Origin of the sequence: Pseudophaeobacter sp. 1A09344, assembly GCF_041008745.1 — a bacterium.
Taxonomy (GTDB): domain Bacteria; phylum Pseudomonadota; class Alphaproteobacteria; order Rhodobacterales; family Rhodobacteraceae; genus Phycobacter; species Phycobacter gallaeciensis_A.
Window position 1 is genome coordinate 91,855 of record NZ_JAXGFS010000004.1, and the last position, 17,108, is coordinate 108,962.

Annotated in this window: 17 protein-coding genes; 11 read left to right on the forward strand and 6 right to left on the reverse strand. The window is 60.1% G+C overall.

What is annotated here, in order from left to right:
- Positions 1-11: 11 nt before the first annotated feature.
- The 7 genes from SM765_RS08355 to SM765_RS08385 all read left to right on the forward strand — a co-directional run bounded on the left by SM765_RS08355 (position 12) and on the right by SM765_RS08385 (position 7,880).
- Positions 12-1,607, forward strand: coding sequence for an ABC transporter substrate-binding protein (locus SM765_RS08355; RefSeq protein WP_274837116.1), 1,596 nt, complete (start codon positions 12-14; stop codon positions 1,605-1,607).
- Positions 1,608-2,666 carry an ABC transporter permease gene (locus SM765_RS08360; RefSeq protein ID WP_274837117.1) on the forward strand — a complete coding sequence of 353 codons (1,059 nt, stop codon included), beginning with the start codon at positions 1,608-1,610 and terminating at the stop codon, positions 2,664-2,666.
- A complete protein-coding gene (locus tag SM765_RS08365) occupies positions 2,663-3,580 on the forward strand; it encodes an ABC transporter permease (protein ID WP_065270361.1) in 918 nt (305 codons plus the stop codon). Before SM765_RS08360 ends, SM765_RS08365 begins: the two co-directional genes overlap by 4 nt.
- Positions 3,577-4,434 (forward strand): ABC transporter ATP-binding protein, encoded by an 858-nt coding sequence (locus SM765_RS08370; protein ID WP_274837118.1) that lies wholly within the window; start codon positions 3,577-3,579, stop codon positions 4,432-4,434. Before SM765_RS08365 ends, SM765_RS08370 begins: the two co-directional genes overlap by 4 nt.
- The gene (locus SM765_RS08375; RefSeq protein WP_274837119.1) at positions 4,431-5,201 is read left to right on the forward strand and encodes an ABC transporter ATP-binding protein; all 771 of its coding nucleotides are present in this window, start codon (positions 4,431-4,433) and stop codon (positions 5,199-5,201) included. The genes SM765_RS08370 and SM765_RS08375 overlap by 4 nt, the downstream gene beginning before the upstream one ends.
- A 5-nt stretch (positions 5,202-5,206) precedes the next feature.
- Positions 5,207-5,992: an N-acyl homoserine lactonase family protein gene (locus SM765_RS08380; RefSeq protein ID WP_368981486.1), complete on the forward strand. Its 786-nt coding sequence runs from the start codon at positions 5,207-5,209 to the stop codon at positions 5,990-5,992.
- A 139-nt stretch (positions 5,993-6,131) separates the two neighbouring features.
- The gene (locus tag SM765_RS08385) at positions 6,132-7,880 is read left to right on the forward strand and encodes a sugar phosphorylase (RefSeq protein ID WP_274837121.1); all 1,749 of its coding nucleotides are present in this window, start codon (positions 6,132-6,134) and stop codon (positions 7,878-7,880) included.
- A 21-nt stretch (positions 7,881-7,901) separates the two neighbouring features.
- Here the strand turns inward: SM765_RS08385 and SM765_RS08390 are convergent, their stop codons facing one another.
- The 3 genes from SM765_RS08390 to SM765_RS08400 are packed head-to-tail and all read right to left on the reverse strand — an operon-like array spanning position 7,902 to position 10,898.
- The gene (locus SM765_RS08390; protein WP_065270366.1) at positions 7,902-9,122 is read right to left on the reverse strand and encodes a glycosyltransferase family protein; all 1,221 of its coding nucleotides are present in this window, start codon (positions 9,120-9,122) and stop codon (positions 7,902-7,904) included.
- A gap of 14 nt (positions 9,123-9,136) precedes the next feature.
- Positions 9,137-9,910: an HAD-IIB family hydrolase gene (locus tag SM765_RS08395; RefSeq protein WP_274837122.1), complete on the reverse strand. Its 774-nt coding sequence runs from the start codon at positions 9,908-9,910 to the stop codon at positions 9,137-9,139.
- A gap of 13 nt (positions 9,911-9,923) precedes the next feature.
- Positions 9,924-10,898: a DUF808 domain-containing protein gene (locus SM765_RS08400; protein ID WP_274833702.1), complete on the reverse strand. Its 975-nt coding sequence runs from the start codon at positions 10,896-10,898 to the stop codon at positions 9,924-9,926.
- A gap of 262 nt (positions 10,899-11,160) precedes the next feature.
- Between SM765_RS08400 and gap the strand changes: the two genes are divergently transcribed.
- Together gap and SM765_RS08410 are read left to right on the forward strand one after the other, a co-directional pair.
- Complete coding sequence (gap, locus tag SM765_RS08405; RefSeq protein WP_274833704.1) at positions 11,161-12,162, forward strand: type I glyceraldehyde-3-phosphate dehydrogenase; 1,002 nt, start codon at positions 11,161-11,163, stop codon at positions 12,160-12,162.
- 73 nt (positions 12,163-12,235) lie between these two features.
- A complete protein-coding gene (locus SM765_RS08410) occupies positions 12,236-12,379 on the forward strand; it encodes a hypothetical protein (RefSeq protein WP_165832660.1) in 144 nt (47 codons plus the stop codon).
- A gap of 127 nt (positions 12,380-12,506) precedes the next feature.
- Here the strand turns inward: SM765_RS08410 and coaD are convergent, their stop codons facing one another.
- The 3 genes from coaD to SM765_RS08425 all read right to left on the reverse strand — a co-directional run bounded on the left by coaD (position 12,507) and on the right by SM765_RS08425 (position 14,594).
- Positions 12,507-13,001 carry a pantetheine-phosphate adenylyltransferase gene (coaD, locus tag SM765_RS08415; RefSeq protein ID WP_065270370.1) on the reverse strand — a complete coding sequence of 165 codons (495 nt, stop codon included), beginning with the start codon at positions 12,999-13,001 and terminating at the stop codon, positions 12,507-12,509.
- A 127-nt stretch (positions 13,002-13,128) separates the two neighbouring features.
- Entirely contained in the window at positions 13,129-13,563 is a 435-nt protein-coding gene (locus SM765_RS08420) for a CBS domain-containing protein (RefSeq protein ID WP_274837123.1), read from the reverse strand.
- Between the two features lie 134 nt (positions 13,564-13,697).
- Complete coding sequence (locus SM765_RS08425) at positions 13,698-14,594, reverse strand: LysR family transcriptional regulator (protein WP_065270372.1); 897 nt, start codon at positions 14,592-14,594, stop codon at positions 13,698-13,700.
- A gap of 148 nt (positions 14,595-14,742) precedes the next feature.
- On the opposite strand from SM765_RS08425, the gene SM765_RS08430 reads away from it, so the two are divergent.
- Both SM765_RS08430 and SM765_RS08435 read left to right on the forward strand, forming a co-directional pair.
- Positions 14,743-16,242, forward strand: coding sequence for a CoA-acylating methylmalonate-semialdehyde dehydrogenase (locus SM765_RS08430; RefSeq protein WP_065270373.1), 1,500 nt, complete (start codon positions 14,743-14,745; stop codon positions 16,240-16,242).
- A gap of 254 nt (positions 16,243-16,496) precedes the next feature.
- Positions 16,497-17,093 carry a L,D-transpeptidase gene (locus SM765_RS08435; protein WP_065270374.1) on the forward strand — a complete coding sequence of 199 codons (597 nt, stop codon included), beginning with the start codon at positions 16,497-16,499 and terminating at the stop codon, positions 17,091-17,093.
- The last annotated feature ends 15 nt before the right edge of the window (positions 17,094-17,108 follow it).

Below are 17,108 nucleotides of genomic sequence, written 5' to 3' on the forward strand. Positions count from 1 at the left end.
GGAGTTTACAAATGACAATTATGACACGTCTGATGGGCACGGCCGCGCTTGGCCTGGCTTTGGGTCTGACCACCCTGCCCGCCATGGCAGCTACACCGGACAATATGCTGGTGATCGCCAACCGGATCGACGACATCACCACGCTGGACCCGGCGCAAAGCTTTGAATTCGCGGGCTCCGATGTGCTGCGCAATGTCTACGGCAAGCTGGTGAACTTCGACCCCGAAAACCTGGATGCAGGCTATCAGCCCGATCTGGCCGAAAGCTGGACCGTTTCCGAGGATGGCCGCACCATCACCTTCACGATGCGCGAAGGTGTGAAATTTCAGTCTGGCAACCCGGTCCGCGCCGAAGATGTCGCCTTTTCGCTGAAGCGCGTCGTCCTCTTGGACAAGACCCCGTCCTTCATCATCACCCAGTTCGGATTCACACCGGAGAATATCGACGAAACCATCGTTGTTGATGGCAACACCGTCTCGATCACGACCGACAAGCGCTACGCGACCTCCTTTGTGCTGAACTGTCTGACCGCAACCATCGGCGCCATCGTTGACGAGAAAACCGTCATGGCCAACGAGGTCGACGGCGACATGGGCAACACCTGGCTGGCGACCAACTCTGCCGGCTCCGGCCCCTACACCCTGACCAGCTGGAAACCGAAGGAAAGCGTCACCCTGACCGCGAACCCCGATTTTTACGGCGGCGAACCGGCCATGAAGCGGGTGATCGTCCGCCACGTGCAGGAAAGCGCCACCCAGCGCCTGATGCTGGAACGCGGTGACATCGACGTGGCCCGAAACCTGAACCCTTCGGATGTCGAAGGCGTACGCGCCGCGGATGGTGTTGAAATTCTCGAAGAGATGCGCGGTCGTCTGATGTATATCTCGATGAACCAGAAGCATCCGGAGCTGTCCAAACCCGAAGTCCGTCAGGCGCTGAAATACCTGATCGACTATAAAGGCATGGAAAGCAGCTTCCTGAAGGGCGCCTATGTGGTGCATCAGAACTTCCTGCCGAAAACCTATCTTGGTTCGGTCAACGAAAACCCCTTCTCACTGGATCTCGACAAGGCCAAGGCCCTGCTGGCCGAGGCAGGCGTTGATGGCATGGAGCTGACCGTGGGCGTGCGCGAAGCGCAGGAACGTCTGGAAATCGGCCAATCGCTGCAGAACACCTTTGCGCAGGCCGGGATCACGCTGAACCTCGAAGTCGGCACCGGCAAGCAGGTGCTGGGCAAGTACCGCGCGCGCGAGCTGGACATCTATCTGGGCGCATGGGGGCCGGACTATCCCGACCCCCATACCAATGCAGGCACCTTTGCCTACAACCCGGACAATTCGGATGAGGCAAACGCCACCGGTCTTCTGGCCTGGCGTAACGCCTGGGATACCGCCGGTCTGACCGAGAAAACGGCTGCCGCCGTGGTCGAAGGCGATACCGAGAAACGCGCCGAGATGTATCACGAGATCCAGGCCGAGTTCCGTGACAAGTCGCCCTTTGCGGTGATGTTCCAGAAGGTGGAGCAAGCCGGTGTGGCCGAGAACGTCGAAGGTCTCAGCCTTGGCGGCGCCATCACCGCGGTGTCCTACTGGTCCGTGACCAAGTAAATGACCACGTCGAACACCTATGTGAAGAGGCAGCCACGGCTGCCTCTTCCGGCATGGCTGCGGGGCGTGCTGGTCACCCTTCTGTCCATTTCCATAACCATGCTCGGGCTGTTGTTCGTGACCTTTGTGATTGGTCGCGTGATGCCCATCGATCCGGTTCTGGCGGTGGTCGGCGAACGCGCCACCGAGGCGCAATACGATGCCGTCTTTGTTGAACTTGGGCTGGATAAGCCCCTGATCGTACAGTTTTTCTACTATGTCTCCGATGTGTTGCGCGGCGATTTCGGCACCTCGCTGCTGACCGCACGGCCCGTTGCCGATGATATCGTCCGCGTCTTTCCGGCGACCTTTGAACTCGCCACCATCGGCATTCTCTTCGGCTGCCTCCTGGGCGTTCCGCTGGGCGTCGTGGCGGCGGTGAAGCGCGGCAGCTGGATCGACCAGATCGCCCGCGTCGTGGCGCTGGTGGGCTATTCGATGCCGATCTTCTGGCTGGGCCTGATGGGCCTGTTGCTGTTCTACGGCATTCTGGGCTGGGTCGGTGGACCCGGGCGCCAGGGCATCTTTTATGAGGACATGATCCCCGTCGTCACTGGCATGATCCTCTTGGATTCCATCCTTGCCGGGGACTGGGGCGCTTTCTGGGATGCCTTTTCCCATATTGTGCTGCCTGCCTCGATCCTGGGTTATTACAGCCTTGCCTATATCAGCCGCATGACGCGCTCCTTCATGCTGGAGCAGCTCTCGGCCGAATATGTCACCACCGCCCGGGTCAAAGGCATGAGCGAATGGGCCGTGGTCTGGCACCACGCCTTCCGCAACATCCGGGTGCAGCTGATCACGGTGATCGCGCTCAGCTATGCCAACCTTCTTGAAGGGTCGGTGCTGACCGAAATCATCTTCTCCTGGCCGGGCATTGGCAGCTATATCACCACCGCGCTGCTGTCTGCGGATATGAACGCCGTTCTGGGCGGAACCGTCGTGGTGGGCCTCGTGTTCATCTGCCTGAACGTGTTTTCCGACCTTCTCTACAAAGTCTTTGATCCGAGGTCCAAATGAGCAGTCAAACCGGAACGCTGCGCGACTGGCTTCTGTCAGATACGCCAACCTCGCGGCGGCAGGCCCGCTGGGCCGCCGTATACAAAGGCTGGCTGACGCTGAAATCCAACCATATGGCCATGGCAGGCCTTGCTATTATCGTAGCCCTGATCGCGCTGGCGATCTTTGCGCCGCTCATCGCCCCGCATGATCCTTTCGTTCAGGATCTTGGCAACCGCCTGCAACCGCTGGGCAGCGAGGGGCACCTTCTGGGGACGGATTCCCTTGGCCGCGATATCCTCAGCCGGTTGATCTGGGGCGCCCGGATCACCCTTTATATCGTTGCGCTGGTGGCGCTGATCGCGCCCATCGCCGGGCTTCTGGTGGGCACCGTGTCGGGCTATGCCGGTGGCTGGGTCGACGTGATCCTGATGCGGATCACCGATATCTTCCTCGCCTTTCCCCGTCTGGTTCTGGCGCTGGCCTTTGTCGCCGCGCTGGGTGCGGGCATCGAAAACGCCGTGCTCGCCATCAGCCTCACCGCCTGGCCGCCTTATGCACGCATGGCGCGGGCCGAGACGCTGACGATCCGCTCCTCGGATTATATCAGCGCCATTCGTCTGCAAGGCGCAGGCCCCTTGCGGATCATCATCAAACACATCTGGCCGCTGTGTATTTCTTCGCTGATCGTGCGGGTGACACTGGATATGGCCGGGATCATCCTGGCCGCTGCCGGCCTTGGCTTTCTTGGCCTTGGCGCGCAGCCGCCCAGCCCGGAATGGGGCGCGATGATCTCAGAAGGGCGCCGGTTCATTCTGGATCACTGGTGGGTTGCCACCATGCCAGGCCTTGCCATTTTCACCGTCTCGCTTGCCTTCAACCTTCTGGGTGATGGCCTGCGCGATGTACTCGACCCAAAGGACAGCGCCTCATGAGCACGCTTCTGGACGTAAAGAACCTCTGGGTGAAATTCCCCACCCGCAACGGCGTGGTCGAAGCGGTGCGTGGCATCTCCTTCTCGCTGGGCAAGGAACGGCTTGGCATCGTCGGCGAAAGTGGCTCGGGAAAATCCATGACAGGCCGCGCCATCCTGCGCCTGATCCGCCCCCCTGGGGTGATCGAGGCTGATCATATTTCCCTTCATGGTCAGAACCTTATGGATCTGAGCGAAAGCAAGATGCGCGCAGTGCGTGGGCAAAAAATCTCGATGGTGATGCAGGACCCCAAGTTCTCGCTGAACCCGGTCATGACCATTGGCGATCAGATCATCGAAGCCCACCGTCTGCACGCGAAATCCTCGCGTAGCGAGGCGCGCGCGAAGGCCATCGAGATGCTGGAGGCGGTGTCGATCCGCGATCCGGAACGGGTGATGAAAGCCTACCCGCATGAGATGTCCGGCGGCATGGGGCAGCGCATTATGATCGCCATGATGCTGATCCCGAACCCGGAAATCCTGATCGCGGATGAACCGACCTCGGCGCTCGACGTCTCGGTTCAGGGGCAGGTCCTGTCGATCATGGACAAGCTGGTGAAGGACCGCGGCATGGGGTTGATCTTCATCAGCCACGATCTGAACCTCGTTTCGCAATTCTGCGACCGGGTGCTGATCATGTATGCCGGGCGCATTGTCGAGGTCTGCGAAGCTGACAAGTTGCACGAGGCGCAGCACCCCTATACCCGGGGGCTGCTCGGCTCCCTGCCCCGGTTCGATGCACCGCGCGCGCGGCTGGATGTGCTGCAACGGGATCCCGCCTGGCGCGATGCCCCCAGCGTGGAGGCCCGCACATGAGCGTCGCATCCAAAGACATTGCGCTGAAAGTTGAGGACCTGAGCGTCTATTTCGGCGATCACCACGACCTGTTTCAGGCGGTCAAATCCGCCAGTTTCACCGTTGAAAAGGGTGCCAGTTTCGGTCTTGTCGGCGAAAGCGGGTCGGGCAAATCGACCATCCTGAAGGCGCTGACCGGTCTTGCTCCGCAGTGGGAAGGACATATGCATGTCGCCGGGCAGGACCTGGGGCGCAAGCGCGACCGGACCTTCTATCGGACCGTGCAGATGGTGTTTCAGGACCCCTATGCCTCTTTGCATCCGCGCCAATCGGTGGATCAGGTTCTGTCGGAAACACTGCACCTGCACGGGTTCACGGATATCGACGACCGGGTGGATCAATTGCTACGGGATGTGGGGCTTGGCCCAGCGTTCCGCTTTCGCTATCCGCACCAGCTGTCCGGTGGTCAGCGCCAGCGTGTGGCGATTGCTCGCGCCCTGGCGCCAGAGCCGCAGATCCTGCTTCTGGACGAGCCGACCTCGGCGCTGGATGTGTCGGTTCAGGCGGAAATCCTGAACCTTCTGAGTGACTTGCGCAAGGAACATCACCTGACCTACATCATGGTCTCTCATGATCTGGCGGTGGTGGCGCATATGTGTGACAGGGCCGCGGTGATGCAAAACGGCGAGATCGTCGAGATCCTCAGCATCGACGACATGCGCAACGACCGCTCCAGTCACGACTATACGCGCCACTTGCTGGCGGCCTCAGCCAACCGGGTGGCCTGACGACCATGGCAGAAATCGGAACTGTTGAACCCATCGCACAGGGCGGCCTGCTGAAAGGCCGCCCTGTGCGGCTGTATGTGCTCGATTTCGGGCTGTTCCGGGTCCATTCAAACGGGCGCAAGATCGGCATCTGTGGCTATCTGATCCAGACAGATGCGGGCGAGAACGTGCTGATCGATTCTGGGTTTCCCGCCAAATACGCAACGGATCCTGCGCCGGCGAGCGAGGAGGATCGGCTTTATGAGTTCGGCGAGGTGCTTGATTGCCAGCCGCACCACCTGCCCGCCGCGCAGCTGGCCCTCGCCGACGTGCAGCCCAAGGACATTGACCTCTTCGTGCTGACCCACACTCATATCGACCATATCGGCGGCATCGCTGATTTCCCGCAGGCGCCGATGGTGATTTCGAAACGGGAACGGGATCTGCCGCAACCGCTGTACTGGGGAAACCAACGCCCGCTGGACTGGCCGGACCGTCGCTACCTTACGCTGACCAAGGATACCGAGATCGGACCGGGCTTTGAGCTGCTGATGGCGCCCGGCCATGCACCGGGGCAAATCGCGGCGCTGCTGTCCCTGCCAGAGAGCGGCGATGTACTTCTGACCTCAGATGCGATTTCCCGCCCGGCCGAGGTTGATGAAGGCTTTGATACCGCACCTGATCCGCAGCGGGCCAGGCAAAGCGCCCGTCGCCTGCTGGACCTTGCCATAGCGCGCGATGCGATGGTGATTTATGGTCATTGCCCGACCCAATGGCCCGACCTGAAAAAGGCGCCGGATTACTTTGCCTGACGGCGATTTTTACGCACGCAAAACATCGCACACGGGCTGCTGAAAAATTGGACACCCCGCGCAGAGCGCGCCTGTTTTCCGGGCCTGCCAATCTGGATAGGCTTGGCCTTGCAGGCTGCAACATGTTTGACTGCCTGTCATGACAGAACCCACCCGATCCCTTCACCGCGCGATCAGCAGCCGCATCGCGCGGATCTATCCCGGTCTCAACGCGGATAATCTTGCCACGCAGATCAACCAGGCCTTCTGGCCGGATCCGTTCAAACGCCGCAAACGCGCCCGCACCCCGGGCAACCGGATGTGGAGCGAAGCGGACGCGCTGGTCATCACCTATGGCAATTCCATCGTGGACGGGCAGCACAAGCCGCTGGATCTGCTGAATGATTTCCTGCGCCGCTACTGTGATGGCTGGCTCAACAGCGTGCATATCCTGCCGTTCTTTCCCTATACCTCAGACGACGGATTTGCGGTGTCGGATTTCTGCAGCGTCAATCCGCAGCTAGGCGATTGGAGCGATATCAACCGGATCGCATATGAGTTCACTCTGATGTCGGATCTGGTGCTCAACCATGTCTCCAGCCAGGGCGCGTGGTTCAACGCCTACAGGCAAGGACAGGCGCCCTATGACAAGTTCTTTTTCGAGGCCAGCCCAGAGGATGATCTGAGCGCCGTAGTCCGCCCACGCACCACGCCGCTGCTGCAGGAGGTCGAGACAAGCAACGGGACGCGTCACGTCTGGTGCACCTTCTCACACGACCAGATCGATCTGGATTTCCGTAACCCGGAGGTTCTGCTGGAATTCCTGCGTATCATTCGCCTGCATCTGGACAATGGCGTGCGGATGATCCGGCTCGACGCAGTGGCCTTCCTGTGGAAGGAGGTCGGCACCCCCTCGATCCACCTGCCCCAGACCCATGAGATCATCAAACTGATCCGGCTTTTGTGCGACAACACCGCGGAAAAAGTGGTTCTGATCACCGAAACCAACGTGCCCAAGGCAGAGAACCTCAGCTATTTCGGCGCCCGTGATGAGGCGCATATGATCTACAACTTCCCGCTACCGCCGCTGATCCTGCATGCGATGATGGCCGGGGATGCCACCCATCTGGTGCAGTGGCAAAAGGCGATGCCACCAGCGCCGCTGGGCTGTGCCTATTTCAACTTTACCGCCAGCCACGATGGCATCGGCATGCGCCCCGCCGAAGGATTGCTGAGCCACGAGGAACAGGAGCGGATGATCGAAACGGTCCGCCATGCGGGGGGCCTTGTGTCGATGCGGGCGCTGCCTTGCGGCGGTGAGTCCCCTTATGAGCTGAACACCACATTCTACGAGGCGCTCACAGAAACCTTTGACGGGCCGGATGCCTTTCATTTTGAACGGTTTATCTGCTCTCAGACCATCGTGATGTCGCTGGAGGGTATTCCCGCCTTCTATATTCACTCCCTGCTGGCGACGCCAAACGATCACGAGGCGGTGGAGAAACGGGGCATGAACCGGGCGATCAATCGGCACCGCTGGGATTACACCGAGCTGCGCGGCCTTCTGGACGATGAAACCAGCCTGCAGGCCCGCGTGATGCGGGAATTGCGCGCGCGGCTGGAACTGCGCAAGATGCAGTCCGCCTTTCATCCCAATGCCACGCAATTCACGCTCAATTCCGGGGATGACCGGGTCTTTACCCTGTGGCGGCAGAGCCTGGATCGCGGGCAGTCCATGTTTGCCTTGCACAACGTTAGCAAGGATGAAATCGCACTGCCATCCCACCATCTGAACCTGATCGAGGATGACACCTGGGTCGACATTCTGACAGGCGAGCATCTGGCAATGATGGATGGTACCATCACCCTTGCGCCCTATCAGTGCCGCTGGATTACAAACGTCAACTAACGCCCTGCAACGACGGCATTATCACTGAAATTCCGCCGTGTCCTGCGCCGCTGCGGCATGCATGTCCCGCAGGAAGGCCGGGTCTGCGGCATGCACGCGGCTCCATGTCGGGATGAAGGGCGTCTCATGCGGGTTATCGAGAAAGAACTGCCCGGCCCGCATGATGTTCTCGGCAAAGAGCTCGATCGAGCGTTCCTCGCTGTGGCGGTCGATGCTGAGACCATTCATCTTGGCATCGGCGTAATAGGCCTCCAGCAGGTCCAGCGCGCTGCGGTAATAGGTGGCTTTCAGGGTCCTAAAGACATTGGTGGTAAAGACCGTGCCATCCGCCGCCAGTTTGCGGAAGATCGATTTGCAGATATCCACCGACATCCGGTTCAGCCCTGCCTCAGCGTCTTCCGGGCTCAGCTCCTGATGTTTGTGATCATAGGAATCGGCGATTTCCACCTGACAGACGGCCTTGGGCGCCAGGTTGCGCCAGGCCTCGGAGAGCACTCCAATCTCCAGCCCCCAGTCCGAAGGGATCCGCAGATCCGGCAGAATGCTGGTGCGCATCGCGAATTCACCGGACAAGGGATAGCGGAAGCTGCGCAGGTAATCGATGTAGTCGCGGTCCCCGATCACCCGTTTAAGCGCGATCAGCAGCGGGCTGACCAGAAGGCGTGTCACCCGCCCGTTCAGCCGGTCCTGCCCGACGCGGGCATAAAACCCTTTGGCCACCTGATAGGGAAAGTTGGGGTTCGCCACCGGGTAAACCAGCCGCGCCAAAAGCTCGTTCGTGTAGGTCAGGATATCGCAGTCGTGAATTGCCATGACCGAGCTGTCTTCGCAGCTCATCAGATAGCCAAGCGAAGACCAGACGTTCTTGCCCTTACCCTGCTCGGTCGGGGCTAGACCCATCGCCTCCAGCCGCGCGCCAAGCGCCTTCATCCGGGGGCTGTCGTTCCAGATCACCACGTGGTTCTGGTTCAGATCCTTGAAGAACTTCTGGGCATGGCGAAACTGCGCCTCATCGGCCCGGTCCAGCCCCACCACGATGCGGTGCAGGTAACGGACCTTGGACAGCTCTGCCACGATATTGGGCATCGCCTCAGTTTCCAGCTCGGAATAGAGACAGGGCAGGATTAGGGAAATTTTGCGTGATTGGGCAAAGGTTTCCAACTCATAGTTCATTTCCTCCAGCGATCGGGTCCGCAGATTGTGCAGCGTCGTGATATTCCCGTTCTGATGAAAATCTACCATGCGGATGTCCGTTCCTATGCCTTGGTTTCTAGCCGGTCCAACAGGTCCATCATGGCCCTGTTCCAGCCCGAAGGCCCAGCCTCATTTGTTCGAATTATGCGGCCTGTGTGTTCTGCGGCCAAGGGCGGCAATGCCGCACGATGCGGATTGGCGATGATGACGCCGAATTCTGCGGCTTCCAGCATCTCGACGTCGTTTGGCGCGTCCCCCAGTGCCACCGTGTGCCGGGCAGGATAGCGTGACAGGACCTCGGCCATCTGGTCCGCCTTGGTGCCGCCAAAGGACAGGGTCAGGAACCGCCCGCCATATCGCGCATAAACACCGAGATCCGCCAACGCTGTTTCAAACTGCGCCCGCTCCGCCTCGGTGCCGCTCCAGATCCCCGGTTCGGAAAACAGCCGCTCGGCAGCACGGGTAGCATCTGCCTGCGGCAGGCCGGTGATCTTTGCAATCTCCGCCACGGACATATCGCCAAACCCCCGGAACTTCTGGCGCAGACCCGACGGAACCCGCTCCAGCGCAGCGCGCAGATCCGGATAAGTCGGCGTAACGCTTTGCCCCAGCAGCCCGGCACCGTTTTCAACGATTGCGGGCCAGTTCGAAAGACCCATTTCCCGTTGCAAAACAGTTATTTCCGATGCGGTCTTACTGCTGGCCAGAACCACGCCTGCGCCCATTTCTGCCAGCCGATCAAGCGCGGGAACAGCGGCCTGCCAGGAATAGCTGTCATGATCCAGAAGCGTCCCATCCAGATCGGAAAACACGACCAATGGCAGCGGTTCTTGCATCGGCTCCACTATCCTAGTGTCCGGCAGGCGATTTGCCGGTCACAGCCGCCAACAACGGCGCAATCACCTTGGTCGCCACAGGGATCAGCACCATGCCCAGAGCCACGCCAAAGACCCCGTCCATCGCGGCCTTTGCCGACCATTCCACTGCCCCGGTCCAGCCTGCAGGCACCGCGTGACCAATGGCATAGGCCCAGTCGTGGATCAGATGCCCCAACCCGCCAAAGCCAAGCTCCTCCAGCCCGTGAATAACGATGGAGCCGCCCACCCAGAGCATTGCAGCGGTCCCCACGATAGTCAGCAGCTTCATGAAGCCCGGCATAGCGTGGACCAGACCGCGCCCCAGCGCCTGCGTCAGGCCCAGACGCCCGTTCTGCGCCATGTAAAGCCCCACATCGTCTGCCTTCACGATCAGCGCGACCGAGCCATAGACGGCCACGGTAATACCAAGCCCCACCAGCGCCAGCGTCGCCGCCTCCATCCAGATCGTTCCCTCAGGAATGGCCGAAAGGGCGATGGTCATGATCTCAGCCGAGAGGATGAAATCGGTCTTGATTGCACCAGCGGCCTTTTCTTCTTCGAGATGCGCCGGATCGCCTGGCTTATCCTCGGGGAAGACATGGGTTTCGTCATGCGGCACAAGGGCATGATAGATCTTCTCGGCGCCTTCAAAACAAAGATAGGCACCGCCCAGCATCAACAGTGGCGAAATTAGCCAAGGCGCCAGATTGGCCAGCAGCAGCCCGATGGGCAACAGGATCACCAGCTTGTTCTTGACCGAGCCCTTGGCGATCCTCCAGATGATCGGCAATTCGCGTTCGGCGGCAAAGCCATGCACGTATTTCGGAGTCACCGCAGCATCGTCGATCACCGCACCGGCGGCCTTGGCGCCCGCCTTGGCTGCCTGCGCCGCAACATCGTCGACCGAGGCAGCCGCCACCTTGGCAATGCCTGCCACATCATCCAGCAGCGCCAGCAAACCGCTCATCGAACATCCCCTCGTAAACCTGCCTTTATTTGCACCCTATCCGATCCACCAGCACAGGCAAGCCGAAGCCCGGGCACGACAGCCCGGGGATTCCCGGCGCATGGCAGCCTGCCCAAATCGTTATCGCCACCAGTCGAAAACCGTTAACGCCACCGGTCTAGTTTTGCGCTAACATGCTGTCATTTCGGCCTTTTTGCCTCTTTAGGGATTTACATAACGGGTCTATATCCGGCGCAAGTTTTGCTCGCCAGGAGACACAGGAATGACCATCAAAGTCGGGATCAACGGTTTTGGCCGCATCGGCCGCTGCACCCTGTCACACATCGCAGCCTCGGGCCGTGACGACATCGAAGTGATCAAGGTCAACGCGACCGGTCCACTGGAAACCGCAGCGCATCTGATCAAATACGACTCCGTGCATGGCCGTTTCCCCGGCGAGGTCAGCATCGGCGACGGCACCATGAACCTTGGCCGCGGCGACATGCAGATGTTCTCGACCTACGACATGAATGAACTGGACTGGGACGGCTGCGATGTCGTTCTGGAATGCACCGGTAAATTCAATGACGGTGAAAAAGCCAAGGCGCACCTGGAGCGCGGCGCAGGCAAGGTGCTGCTCTCCGCCCCCGGCAAAAACGTTGACAAGACCATCGTCTATGGCGTCAACAGCGACCAACTGACCGCCGAGGACCGCATGGTGTCGAACGGCTCCTGCACCACCAACTGCCTGGCCCCGATCGCCAAGGTTCTGGACGAAGGTGTCGGCATCGAAAGCGGCATCATGACTACGATCCACGCCTATACCGGCGACCAGCCAACGCTGGACCGTCGCCACAAGGATCTGTACCGCGCTCGCGCGGCAGCCATGTCGATGATCCCCACCTCCACCGGTGCAGCCAAGGCTCTGGGTGAGGTTCTTCCCAACCTCAAAGGCCGCCTGGACGGTTCCGCCATCCGCGTGCCCACGCCGAATGTCTCCGCCGTGGACCTGACCTTCCGCGCTGCCAAGGAAGTGACCGCCGAGGAAATCAACGCGCTGGTCGCCGAAGCCTCCAAGGGTGCGATGGCCGGTGTTCTGGGCTATGAGCCCGCGCCGCTGGTCTCCACCGACTTCAACCATTCCAGCGAAAGCTCAATCTTCGCACCGGATCAGACCCGCGTGGTCGAAGGCCGCATGGTGCGCGTCCTGTGCTGGTACGACAACGAATGGGGCTTCTCGGTACGTATGGCTGACGTGGCAACCGCGATGGGCCGCCTTAGCTAAGCCCCGTCACGGACTTGAGATTTAGCGCCCGGTCAGGCATATCTGACCGGGCGTTTCTTTTTGGCGGACAGCTATGACCAATCAAATTGCTATTGTCATGGGGATTATCCTGACAGCCGCCATCGCCATCGACGTGGCGCTGTTCGGCAGCGAGCACATGGTGTTTCTCGGCAAGAAGTTGTTCGAACTGATCGACTGGGTTGCGTTCTGGCGCTAAGGCGCGCGTCGCCCGCTGAACCGCATTTGACCCATTGACCCAATAGAAAAAGCCGGGCGAGGCGCCCGGCTTTGTCATTTCGCGGCGGAGCAATGCCCCGTACCCTATCTGGAAACTTCAGACCGGCCTATTTCGAAAGCCGCTTACGAAGTTCGTCGTTGACCTGGGGCGTGACGAATTTCGACACATCGCCATCCAGCCGCGCGATTTCCTTCACCAGTTTCGAGGCAATCGCCTGATGACGCGCCTCGGCCATCAGGAAGACCGTTTCAATCGAGCTGTCCAGGGCCCGGTTCATACCAACCATCTGGAATTCATACTCAAAGTCCGCAACCGCCCGCAGGCCCCGCACGATGATCTGCGCGCCAACATCGCGGGCGCAATGGATCAGCAGGTTCTCGAACGGGTGCGCGACGATCTCGGTGCCGGTTTCCTCTGACAAGGAGGCACATTCGGCCTCGATCATGGCAACACGCTCTTCCAGATCGAAAAGCGGTCCCTTGTCCCGGTTGATCGCCACACCGATCACCAGTTTGTCCACCAATGCGCTGGCGCGGCGGATGATGTCGATATGGCCCAAAGTGATCGGATCAAATGTGCCGGGGTACAAGCCTATACGCATTGGGGGCCCTCCTGCCTCCTCAGAACTCGCGCGCACGCAAACATATTTGCGCCTGTCCTGACAAGAGGGGGAAAATACGGAAACACCTGTTCCGGCACGTCATCTGGCAAGAAAATTTCGCCGAGGCTTAATGCCCCATGATCATGCCTTCCAGAGCGTCCTTTTCCATCGCGACTTCGGCCAGCTTGGCCTTGACCACATCGCCCAGCGAAATCAGCCCGACCATTTTACCGCTTTCGACCACAGGCATGTGGCGGAACCGGCCCTCGGTCATCTGCTGCAGGATATCTTCGACGTTGGATTCGCTGGTGCAGGTCACCAGCTCGCTGGTCATGTAGTCCTTGACTTTGCAGGTCAGGCAGCCAGACCCACTTTTGCCCAGTTCACGCACGATATCGCGCTCGGACAGGATCCCCTCAGCCGTCTCATTGTCGGAAGACACCACCACGGTCCCGATGCCTTTCTCCGCCAGCAGCTTGGCCGCGTCAGAAACCGGAGCCTCAGGAGAAATCGTTACCACCCCGGCGCTTGCCTTGGATTTCAAAATCGATTGAACCAGCATGAACTCTCCTCCACTCGTAATTTTCTTGCGTAAATACAAGCGTTGCCGCAATGCAGATCCAAGTCAAGAACATGTCCAGTCAGTTTTGGAAATAGCTGCGACAATTTGGCAGGAAAGCCGCAGCAGATCCAGCGTCAGGTCAGTGCCTCCAGCCGCGCGACCTCGTCGCGGATCCCCTTGGACAGCGCCTGCGCAAACCGGTTCAAACGCTCGCTGCGCTGATCGCCCTGATGGCGCACCAGATAGAAACTGCGCGACAGGCTGATCTTGTCGGTCAGCACCTTGCGCAAGACCCTATGCGCAGGCAATGAAAAATCATGCGCCACACAAAGCGCAGTGCCCTCGGCCGCCAGTTTGATTTGTACCGAGACCGAGTTGGAGGCCAACGCCACCCGCTCCACCCCCAGATCGCTGAGGTAGTCCAGCTCCCGATCAAAGATCATGTCCGGGATATAGCCGATCATCCGGTGCCCCTTCAGATCCTCAAGTTTTTCCAGCGGCGGGTGCTCACGCAGATAGTGGCGCGACCCCACAAGATGAAGTTTGTAATCAGTAATCTTCTGAACCAGCAGCTGCCCGGCAGTGGGCGCGCTGACGGTCACGGCCATATCCGCCTCACGGCGCGACAGGTTGATGACCCGCGGCAAGGCAACGATCTGGATATCGAGATCGGGGTTTTCGGCGCCAATCGCGGCGCAGACCTGCGGCAGGATATAATTGGCGCTGCCATCCGGCGCCCCGATGCGGATCTGCCCCGACAGCGTGTCGCTGGGACCGCTCAGCGCCTCCTGCCCGGCCCGCATCGCCTGTTCGGCGGTCTCTGCATGGGTCAGCAACCGGTCCCCAGCCGCACTCAGCGCATAACCCTGCGGGGATTTGACGAACAATGGGGTGTCCAATGCAGCCTCGAACCGGGCGATACGCCGCCCGACGGTCGCGGGGTCCATCTTGAGCACCCGCCCGGCACCGGACAGGCTGGCCTCGCGCGCGACCGCGAGAAACACTTTCATATCATCCCATTGTGGGTCCATGCCGGGATCCTCCTCGACGTTCCTGTACCTTATGTTCTTGCCCTGCGATTAACACTTGCGTTCTTGCAAAGCCTTTTTGAAATCTTTCCCCTTTTCCGGTGTTTTTTGCAAGTCTATGTTGCCGCCAAAGCGTATAGGGAGGAATCCGATGCAAGAACTCACCCATTATATCAACGGCGAACACGTCAAAGGCACGTCCGGCCGTTTTGCAGATGTCTTCAACCCGGCAACCGGTGAAGTGCAGGCCAAGGTGCCGCTGGCCTCCAAGGACGAGATGGAACAGGCAGTGGCCATCGCAGCCGCCGCACAGCCCGCATGGGCCGCCGTCAACCCGCAGCGCCGCGCTCGCGTCATGATGAAATTCGTCGACCTGCTGAACCGCGACATGGACAAGCTGGCCGAAGCGCTGAGCCGCGAGCACGGTAAGACCCTGCCCGACGCCGCCGGCGACGTGCAGCGTGGTCTGGAAGTGGTCGAATACTGCATCGGCGCGCCGGAACTGCTGAAAGGTGACTACACCGACAGCGCCGGCCCCGGCATCGACATGTATTCCATGCGTCAGGCCCTGGGCGTCACCGCGGGTATCACCCCGTTCAACTTCCCGGCGATGATCCCGATGTGGATGTTTGCCCCGGCCATCGCCTGCGGCAACGCCTTCATCCTGAAACCGTCCGAGCGTGACCCGTCGGTTCCGCTGATGCTGGCAGAACTGATGGAAGAAGCCGGTCTGCCCAAGGGCATCCTGCAGGTCGTCAACGGCGACAAGGAAGCCGTGGACGCGATCCTTTACAACGACACCATCCAGTCGGTTGGTTTCGTGGGGTCCACCCCGATTGCCGAATACATCTACGGCACCGGCTGTGCGCAAGGTAAGCGCGTACAGTGCTTTGGTGGCGCCAAGAACCACATGATCATTATGCCCGATGCGGACATGGATCAGGCCGCAGACGCGCTGATCGGCGCAGGCTACGGTGCTGCCGGTGAACGCTGCATGGCAATCTCGGTTGCGGTTCCTGTCGGTGAAGAAACCGCCGACCGCCTGATCGACAAGCTGGTGCCGCGTATCGAAAAGCTGAAAGTCGGCCCCTACACCGCAGGCAACGATGTGGACTATGGTCCCGTTGTCACCGCCGCCGCCAAGGAAAACATCCTGCGGCTGGTAGAATCTGGTGTTGAGCAAGGCGCGAAGCTGGTGGTCGATGGCCGTGACTTCAACCTGCAGGGTTATGAAGACGGCTTCTTTGTCGGCCCGCACCTGTTCGACAACGTCACCACCGACATGGATATCTACAAGAAAGAGATCTTTGGCCCGGTTCTGTCCACCGTGCGCGCCAAGACCTACGAAGAGGCGCTTGGCTATGCCATGGACCACGAGTACGGCAACGGCACCGCGATCTTTACCCGCGACGGTGACACCGCGCGCGATTTTGCCAACCGGATCAACATCGGCATGGTCGGCATCAACGTGCCGATCCCGGTTCCGCTGGCCTATCACACCTTTGGTGGCTGGAAGAAATCCGCATTCGGCGACCTGAACCAGCACGGCCCGGACGCCTTCAAGTTCTACACCCGGACCAAGACCATCACCTCGCGCTGGCCCTCGGGCATTCGCGAAGGCGGCGAGTTCAACTTCAAGCCAATGGACTGATCTGGGATCTCATACCGACATGCAAAGCCCTGGCCGAAACGCCGGGGCTTTGTTTTTTCTTTCCTCCACGGGAGTGCCGCGATATCGGGCAGCGGCAAGCAATTGTTGCGCCAGGCCCCGGACCGCATGAACACAAATTCGTGAGGCCACCAAAACCCTCCGGAAACCACTGGCCAAATTCGCTGAAGTGAATATGTTCCCGGACAGACCCCGAACGAAACCGAGCAGTTTCGAAACAGAATACAGGAGGCACCATGACACAACGGATCACCCGCCGGAGCACAATCCTTGGGCTGGCAGGGGCTTTGGCGACCCCGACACTCCTACGCGCGCAATCCACTGATGCCTTCCCCGCCGATGAGGCACCGATCCGCGATCAGACAGCGGTAAAAAGGAACATCTCGGCCTTTACGCAGCAAAACTGGCAGGATCATTTCGACGAGCTAGGTGTGGGCTGCCTGCTGGCGGATGTTGCATCGCGTGCGGTGCATTACTGGGGCGGAGACGGCGAAAGTTACCGCTTGTTCCCCTCTTCCGTGCCGATGAGCGACGAGCTGACCAAGCGCGGCTATACCAAGGTCGTGCGCAAGGCAAAGAATCCTGGCTGGACCCCGACCGCGAATATGCGCGAACGTGACCCCACTCTGCCCCGATATATGGAAGGCGGCCCGGGCAACCCGCTGGGCACCCGCGCCATGTATCTGACTTGGCCGGCCTATCTGGTGCATGGCACCCATGACACCCGCAAGATCGGGCGCCAAAGCTCATCCGGCTGTATCGGTCTTTACAACCAGCACGTCGAGGAGCTCTACGAACTGGTTGAGATCGGAACGCAGGTGCGGATCCTTTAGGATCCGCACAGCGGC